Source organism: Alkalibacterium iburiense, assembly GCF_039521845.1.
In the GTDB taxonomy this organism is placed as follows: domain Bacteria; phylum Bacillota; class Bacilli; order Lactobacillales; family Carnobacteriaceae_A; genus Alkalibacterium; species Alkalibacterium iburiense.
Window position 1 is genome coordinate 26731 of the sequence record NZ_BAAACW010000007.1, and the last position, 8034, is coordinate 34764.

The following is an 8034-nucleotide window of genomic DNA, read 5'->3' on the forward strand; positions in this document are numbered from 1 at the left end:
ATTATCAAATTATACCTCTTTAATCATAAACTTCCAATCTAAAAAAGTGCCCTCATCCTTTCTGGAGAAGACACTTATAATTAGTCTGTTTCAGTTGCATCATAATTCAATCGTTGCATCGTTCTTTCATAAGACTCTCTCGCACGATTATTAAATTCTTCTGATAAATCGGGATTTTCCAAATATCGATCCACTGGTAATATACGGTAAGTATATGTCCCCGATCCATCTTCTCGATTTCTATACACCCAAGTAGGCGTAAATATCACCTGTTCAATGGTTGTTTCTTCCGTTAATTCATTCTTTTGGATGTCGAAAGAAATAATGACGCCATCTTCGGTAGGTTCAAAGCCAGCACCTAGGGTTTCACGTCTCTGATTGGATATAAAATTCCCCATCGAATAAGCTACAAAGGCTTCGTTTCCATCGACCTCTAGCATTTCTGCCCGTTGAATCACGTGAGGATGGCTACCTAATATAATATCCACGCCTTCTCGAGTCAGTAATTCAGCATAATAAGTTTGCAGTTCATTTGGTTCTTCCACATATTCTGCTCCCCAATGCATGTAAGTAACGATGAGGTCTGGGTCAAGAGCTTTAGCCTCTTCAATATCTCGAATGATTTGCTCTTCATCTATTATGTCAACCATAGCAAATAACTCTTCATCTGAATACTGAGCTTCCAACCCGTTTAAGTGTTCCGTATAGCCCAAGACAGCAACGGATATACCATTGACATCTTTCATTAAGACCCTTGAATCAGGTGCACTCGAATATGTTCCGACAGCATTCAGCCCCTTGTCTTGAATGACTTCTACCGTTCTTCTCAAACCTTCAGCCCGTGTATCTAAACTATGGTTATTAGCGGTTATAAGGGCATCGAATCCGGCATACTCCAGCCCATCCACTATGGCATCTGGTGTATTGAATGTCGGGTAACCAATATATGGTCTCGACGGTCCGGCTAAAGTGGTTTCCAGATTGGCTAAAGCTAAATCAGCTTCTTCTATAACGGGTTTCACGTCTTCAAAAACAGAAGTAAAATCATAAGTATCCGTTTCTGCATCATAAGCACTCTCTAACTGAGAGGCATGCCCCATGACATCACCCGTTGCCGAAATACGAATATCAATAAATGTTTCTTCAGGCTCTGGGTCTTCTTCATCATCCGGTTCTTCTGCCACAGGTGTGTCCTCCAGATTTTCTGGTTCCGTTTCAACATGAGAGGGTGTTTCTTCATTAGACGGCGTGTCTCCGTCTGACTGACTAGTCTCCCCTCTCAAATACTGCCAAGTGACGAAACCAGCCCCTAAAGCCACACTAATAATAACCAGAAATAAGAGAATGCGTTTAAATGTAGACGAACGGCGTTTTTTTCTATTCGTTGATCTCAATGTCTAAACCGCCTTCCGCTAAATATTCTTCATACGTTAAGCCACTCTCATGAACATCTGTAGCTAAATCTTTTCCTAAGTAACGCAGATGCCACGGTTCATAAATATACCCTGTAATGGCTTCTTTTCCTTCTGGGTATCTGATGATAAAACCATAGTCATGAGCATTTTCTTTTACCCATATGCCTTCTTCTGTCTCACCGAACGCTTCTGTTAACTGATAATTTACGCTTTCACTTGTTACATCCATCGCTAATCCGGTTTGATGCTCACTCTCTCCTGGTCGGGCACTGTATCGGTTAGCTGCTTCTTCTCCGTGGTTTTCAACATAATTATTAAAAAGTTGAACTTGTGTCTGGTAAGAACGGTAACCAGATCGAGCATGCAAGATGATTCCTTCTTCTTCCGCTGCACTAAACATTTCTTTCAAAGCATCTGCAGCTACTTGTCTCATTTGTCTAATTTCCACGCTCTCTAACACGGTGGGCACATCGACTAAAACTAAATCGTCTGGCGCGTCTTCTTCATTTAAACTATAGGACTTATTCACTAAAACAGCTGTACTTGAAGGATTGAAGATGTCTTCTTCCAAGTCCAGAGTCACGTTGTCATCCTCTACGTCTTCCTCTTCACCTGTATCCCTTGATGAGTCTTCATTAAAATCGTCTGTCTGAGAATCCTCATCTAAAGGGTCATCCGATTGATTAGTCGGTTCCGTTTCAGTCGGTTCTTGCTCAGGTCCATTATCGTTTGTGGGAGCACACCCTATTAGAATGGATAAAACTCCCGTTACAGCTAAGGTTTTTAACCCTGTTTTTATAGTCATTTCATAAACTCCTAATCAGCATCGTCATTTTCACTTTCCATACTTTACCAAATCCGTCAACTGTCGTCAATGTGTACTGAAAAAGAAAAACGAGCTCAAGATATTTTATTGAGGAGACGTCTCAAGTACAGTCAGAATCGCCTCAACGACTTGTTGATGCTGCTCTTCACGCGTTATTTCACTTCTTCCATCGCCATCTTGAAACCCATAATAACCAAACTGAGAATGATTCCCTCCTTCTATCGATACATACGACGTATCATCAGGCAATAAAGATTGTGTCTCTTCATATTGGGTCTCATTGATAATGGTATCATGTGTCGCATCAATGGATAATACGGTTAGAGGGGATTGGCTAAGATCAGTATTCTCGCTTGGATAGGAAGCTAACAGCACAGCCCCCTCTATAACCTTTTCATTCTCACTTGCATAGAGCAAGGCACTCGTTCCTCCAAGTGAATGTCCCCCGATCCACCAAGGAAGGTCTGAATCAATGGCTTGATAAATAGAATCGAACTTATCACTATCTAATATTGCTAAATGAAAAGGCATATGAGGGAGAATCACTCTGATTCCTTCTTCACTTAAAGACAGCGCTAATGGGACGTAAGCTTCAGATTCTACAAAACCACCTGGATATAACACAAGGTTGGCTTTTACTTCTTCTTCAGGTTGAATGACAATCCAATCGTCTTCCTGACGGACTCTGTAATCGTCAAGTGACACGACAGCTTCTTCCATTGCTGTATAGGTTCGTTCATGAACAAATAAGATTATCCCCATACTTAATCCAATCACTAGTATGATTAGCCCTAACCCTATCTTCTTTCCTTTACTCACTTGAACGCTCTCCTCTGTATACCGGTCTATAGACAAGCTGACCGTTTCTATTTATACTCTCCATTACAGCTATATCCTTTACTGAAAATTCTAAGGACTTCATTGACACTTTCTGATTCAATTCATTAATAGGTTCTATTAATTGAACCTGTCGGGCCAAAGTAATATGAGGAGTATACTCCCGCTCTTCTTTAGGAAACCCTTCTTCCAATAACGCTTCCTCTAATCCATAGTAAAGGTTATACAATTTGTTCATTTCCCCTCTTACTCCAGCCCATATAATGTGTCGGTTCCTTTTATTGAAAGATCCGAGAGAGTCTAGATGAAGAGAAAATGGGTAATGGGTCTTCATGACTGTGTCAACTGCCTTTTTTAGAGAATGATATTCCTTTAGATTGACCTCACCAATAAAACGTAACGTTAGATGGAAATTGCTTTTATCTGTTAACCGTCCCTTTGTACAAAAAGGGCTTAATTTATCTTGTGTTTGCTTTAATTCCTCTTTTATATCCTTGGAAAGTTCTATGGCTATGAAGACTCTCATCATGTTAACCCCTCCATAATTCGTTTGTCTTTAATATAAAGGTTTGTGTTTTCGCTTTCAAATAGTATAAAATAGAGATAGAAAATAGATAAAGGAGACTATATATGTATACACCTAGTGACAAGCGTTACGATACAATGGTTTATAATCGGGTCGGTAATAGTGGATTGAAGCTCCCTGCCGTCTCTTTAGGTTTATGGAAAAACTTCGGGGCGAACGAAGTCTTTTCAAATATGGAAGAAATGGTTCAGACAGCTTTTGATTTAGGAGTGACTCATTTTGATTTAGCCAACAATTACGGGCATCCGCATAACGGAAGTGCTGAGGAAAATTTTGGTCGTATATTAGATAAAGGTTTAAGACCCTATAGAGATGAACTGATTATTTCATCTAAAGCAGGTTATGATATGTGGCCAGGTCCTTATGGAAATAAACATGGCTCTCGTAAATATTTGACGGCTTCATTAGATCAAAGCTTGAAACGGATGGATTTAGATTATGTTGATATTTTTTACCATCATGTATTTGATCCGGACACTCCTTTAGAAGAAACGGCTCTAGCCCTTGACCATGCCGTAAAACAAGGAAAAGCCTTGTACGTTGGCATTTCTAATTACAACCAGAAGCAAACAGCGGCAATCAAAGGTATTTTCGAAGACCTTCACACGCCATTCATTGTCAATCAGCCTTCCTACTCTATGCTCAATCGTTGGGTAGAAGATGATGGCCTGGATACCTATTCTCATAAAAATGGCATTGGCTTAGCTGTCTTTTCTCCATTATACCAAGGTTTCTTAACAGATAGATACTTAAATGGTATCCCTGAAGATTCCCGCGTAGCGAGTGATCATACCTGGTTAGAAAAAGAGTTAGATGAGGCCATGCTTGAACGGTTAAACAAACTAAATGGGATTGCAAAAGATAGAGGACAGAAGTTATCTCAACTGGCTTTATCGTGGGTATTAAAAAACGAAGCAGTCGCTACTGTTTTAATTGGTGCCAGTCGCCCTCAGCAAATCATTGAAAATGTCGAGTCAATTCAGAATCTGGAATTTTCTAAAGACGAGATAGACGCTATTGAAAAGATTATAAAAGAATAAAAGATTGAAAAGGAGTTGACTGAGTCAACTCCTTTTTTGTTTAAAGAAAAAGCCTCGCCTTTTAGCGAGACTTTATATGCTATTTATTTGACTACACCAATTGGCATAACTTCTTTTCCGTACACTTCATTTAAAACTTGAGCCATGGCTGCATAAATGGCTGACAACCCACAAATAATTCCTTCATAACCAGCGATGGTCAATATTAAAGTGGATTCAGTAAAATTCCCAAGAGCTAATAAGAAAAACAATAAGGTTAACGTGCCAAAGACGACTTGTAAGGCTCTATTGATACGTAAAGTACCGATAAACATAAACAGGGTGAATAATCCCCACATGAATAGGAAAGCCGCCATCGATAAGGAATTGGCAGGTTCTCCATATCCCATCTCAGGTAAAATATTCAAAGCGACTAAAGCCATCCAAAAAAATCCATAAGATGTAAATGCTGTCGTACCGAAAGTGTTGTTCTTTTTAAATTCCATAATCCCTGCGATAACTTGAGCTAATCCCCCGAAGAAGATACCCATGCCTAGAATCATGGCGTCAAGACCAAAGAATCCAGCATTATGTATATTTAATAAGACCGTAGTCATCCCGAATCCCATTAACCCAAGCGGTGCCGGGTTAGCCGTTATTTCTGTATATGTAACCATTTTTCCTTTTTCCAAAATAAAACACTCCTATAGTTATAAGTATTCACACAGATAATCATTATACGCATAGTCCGGATTATGTGTCAATCTTAATTCTAAAGAGAGCGTTTTATTCCTGTCACTTCTCATGTTCTTCTTATTCTCTATACATTTCCCTGTCACCATTGCGAATAAATCGGTTAGATGTTTCCAGAAGTGGGTTCGCTTGGAATAATAAAATACCTTGGAATATGTGACTGGATAAGTGAAATAAGTGATTCAGCTTCTTTCAAAGAGTCTGTGTACCCAAAGCGTCCGTTTAGATTTTCAGCCGGATCGGAAAGGATGAATTGGACCTTATCTCCTATTTGCCAATACCCTTTTATTATGACAGAGTGACCGATTTCTAATTCAGGCTGACCATGCATCACATAGAGGATATTCCCATTTTCAAGGTAATCCATCATGTTGTTTAATTCAACATCCCAATCTGTCTCAAATGTCAGTCCATACTGTAACATCACTGTTTCGGCTAAACCATCCTGCCACCCTTCCCCATTATTCAGGTTTTCATTTCGCAGGAATTCAGTTGAAGGAACCTCTTTTTTTCCTTGATATAACAAAGCCATCTCGACGCAGGATGGCATGCAGTTGACATCGGAATAGTCTCCTGTCTCGTGCTGATAGACATGCCAATCATAGGGACGCTCATTGAGAACAAGTTTCTCTTCTAGTTTATCGTGACTGGCTTTTTCATATTCTTTTAGTAATCGGCTCACTGAAGATAAAGCTGCCCCATATGAAACAACGGTTTCTTCTAAACCAAGCTCCATTCGAATATTTCGATCATAAGTACTCGCTGAAAGGAAAGCCCAATCATGCCAATCCCCTGTTTCTTCTGGATGTAATTGATTGTTTTCAATCCAGTAGAAATCCACTGCCGCTTTTTGCGCAAAAAGGTTATCCGTGTCGGTCAATCTCGGTGCTTCAGCTAATGGTATCTCTCCGATACTCTCCTCATAGGCCGTCACGAGTATTTCAGAAGCCCGAATCTTGGTTAAAGGCTGATCATGAGCAGAGTCTTCTTCGAGCACCTCATCTAAGGCATAGACAGGCACTTCTACATCCTCTTTCGTCCAGAAATGAAGGGCTGTAGATACATTGATTCGCTGAATCAGGTCCTCCGGTGTCGCGAGGGGCTCTCTATTTGTTCGTTCCTGTATAGTATCTTGAGTCTTCAGCAACCAATATCCAGCTGTTCCATAGTCTAGAGGGTGATTAATCCATTCCTCTCCCTCAATAAAATGGCTTTGGTATATGCCTAGCATAATCATATTCTTAATCGCTTCATTCTCGTTAGCATTTGGATTATAAAGAGACGTATCCATTTTAATATCTAAAACAGATAAAGCTTGTGATAAAATGTCCAGAAAGGATTGGGCATCCAAGTCATCTTCTGCCTCATAATCTGGAAGGACTATACCGTTGCCTATTAAATTCTCACTGTCTTTTTCAAACGTTGTCAGCTGATCTTGATTCTGTTCCGTATCATGGCCTGATTCTTCTGAGGTCAAATCACCATTATCCGTAGCATTATTCGAACCACACCCGCTTAAAGAAAAGCCTAAAATGATTAGACACAGAAATCCTTTCTTCTTTTTTATACTGTACACCCTCTTCTAACTCAAACAAATAGTCTGATAATCCTCTAGTTTTGATGAATCACTCTACCTATTTGTTAAAAAATGCCAGTAATGTTTTTTTCGTTTCTCCATCCATAAAGCGTGTGGGAATGATATGAGCTGAGATGGAACTATTATAAAGAAGAATCATCTCATCATAGACTTTAACAGATTGAATAGTGTCGACCGTTATGACCTCAGTAGAATGGCCACCTGTAATAGTGATAGAAAACTCATCGACAACTAACTTCTTTTTCCCGAACAGAGACGTATTATCGCCTTCATTCAGTAATTTTTCTGTCTGCTTTCGAACCGACCGTTTTTGTTCTTTGGGATAGTATATCATCCATCCTACTACAAACAATAGGCTCACAATAATCCAATAAATACCGGGTTGATTAAAAATAGACGTTCCTAAGATATAAATAGGAATCGCGAAAACAATAGGCAGTACTATACGCATCATGAACAGCAATTTTTTCTGAGAAGGTGAATGCTCAATGTGGTATAAATTAAATAAAATGTAATCTTCTTTTTCTAATTCATACGTTATTTCCATGTCTTTTCTCCATTATTCAATATAGTTTAATGAGATAATTATAGTCATCCACTATCGCTTTAGCAATAGGCTATCCATATATTTTTGCACCTTTTGCTGTAGGGAGAGAAAGGTATAACAATTCAGTAAATGACTGTAATTCATAAAACGAAAAGGCCTCAGCCCATTCATATGAATGCTGAGGCGAACTTCTATTAATCTATATGATGCCAAGTTTGTTCCAGTAATAGTTCACTTCATTCTGGTCTTTACACACTATAATAAAGGACACTAGTGTTGCATTAAATTAAAAAGGACTAGTATTTACTACTTGTTACATTCCTCACATGTGATTTTCTCTAAAATTTCCAAAAAACTCAAATGCTGGCGCAGCGGATGACTTTTTCCAGAATTTTTTTGAGTTATTCACATGTGGTGTTTCCTTTTTGTCTTATTTTTCACTTAATCCGGTTCT

At 39.1% G+C, this 8034-nt stretch carries 8 protein-coding genes; 1 reads left to right on the forward strand and 7 read right to left on the reverse strand.

The features are described from left to right. Positions 1-80 precede the first annotated feature (80 nt). The 4 genes from ABDZ53_RS00425 to thpR form a co-directional block, all read right to left on the reverse strand. Positions 81-1394 (reverse strand): CapA family protein, encoded by a 1314-nt coding sequence (locus tag ABDZ53_RS00425; protein WP_343752858.1) that lies wholly within the window; start codon positions 1392-1394, stop codon positions 81-83. Further along, complete coding sequence (locus ABDZ53_RS00430) at positions 1378-2220, reverse strand: M15 family metallopeptidase (protein ID WP_343752860.1); 843 nt, start codon at positions 2218-2220, stop codon at positions 1378-1380. The genes ABDZ53_RS00425 and ABDZ53_RS00430 overlap by 17 nt, the downstream gene beginning before the upstream one ends. A gap of 105 nt (positions 2221-2325) precedes the next feature. Next, positions 2326-3060 carry an alpha/beta hydrolase gene (locus ABDZ53_RS00435; protein ID WP_343752862.1) on the reverse strand — a complete coding sequence of 245 codons (735 nt, stop codon included), beginning with the start codon at positions 3058-3060 and terminating at the stop codon, positions 2326-2328. Next, positions 3053-3607, reverse strand: coding sequence for an RNA 2',3'-cyclic phosphodiesterase (gene thpR / locus ABDZ53_RS00440; RefSeq protein ID WP_343752864.1), 555 nt, complete (start codon positions 3605-3607; stop codon positions 3053-3055). Before thpR ends, ABDZ53_RS00435 begins: the two co-directional genes overlap by 8 nt. 101 nt (positions 3608-3708) lie before the next feature. On the opposite strand from thpR, the gene ABDZ53_RS00445 reads away from it, so the two are divergent. Continuing rightward, entirely contained in the window at positions 3709-4704 is a 996-nt protein-coding gene (locus ABDZ53_RS00445; protein WP_343752866.1) for an aldo/keto reductase, read from the forward strand. An 83-nt stretch (positions 4705-4787) separates the two neighbouring features. On the opposite strand, the gene ABDZ53_RS00450 is transcribed toward ABDZ53_RS00445, so the two are convergent. The 3 genes from ABDZ53_RS00450 to ABDZ53_RS00460 form a co-directional block, all read right to left on the reverse strand. After that, positions 4788-5375 carry an acetate uptake transporter gene (locus tag ABDZ53_RS00450; protein ID WP_343752868.1) on the reverse strand — a complete coding sequence of 196 codons (588 nt, stop codon included), beginning with the start codon at positions 5373-5375 and terminating at the stop codon, positions 4788-4790. Between the two features lie 164 nt (positions 5376-5539). Continuing rightward, positions 5540-7012, reverse strand: a complete 1473-nt coding sequence (locus tag ABDZ53_RS00455) for a cysteine peptidase family C39 domain-containing protein (RefSeq protein WP_343752870.1) — start codon at positions 7010-7012, stop codon at positions 5540-5542. 58 nt (positions 7013-7070) lie between these two features. Then, positions 7071-7580 (reverse strand): YcxB family protein, encoded by a 510-nt coding sequence (locus ABDZ53_RS00460; RefSeq protein WP_343752872.1) that lies wholly within the window; start codon positions 7578-7580, stop codon positions 7071-7073. Positions 7581-8034 lie beyond the last annotated feature (454 nt).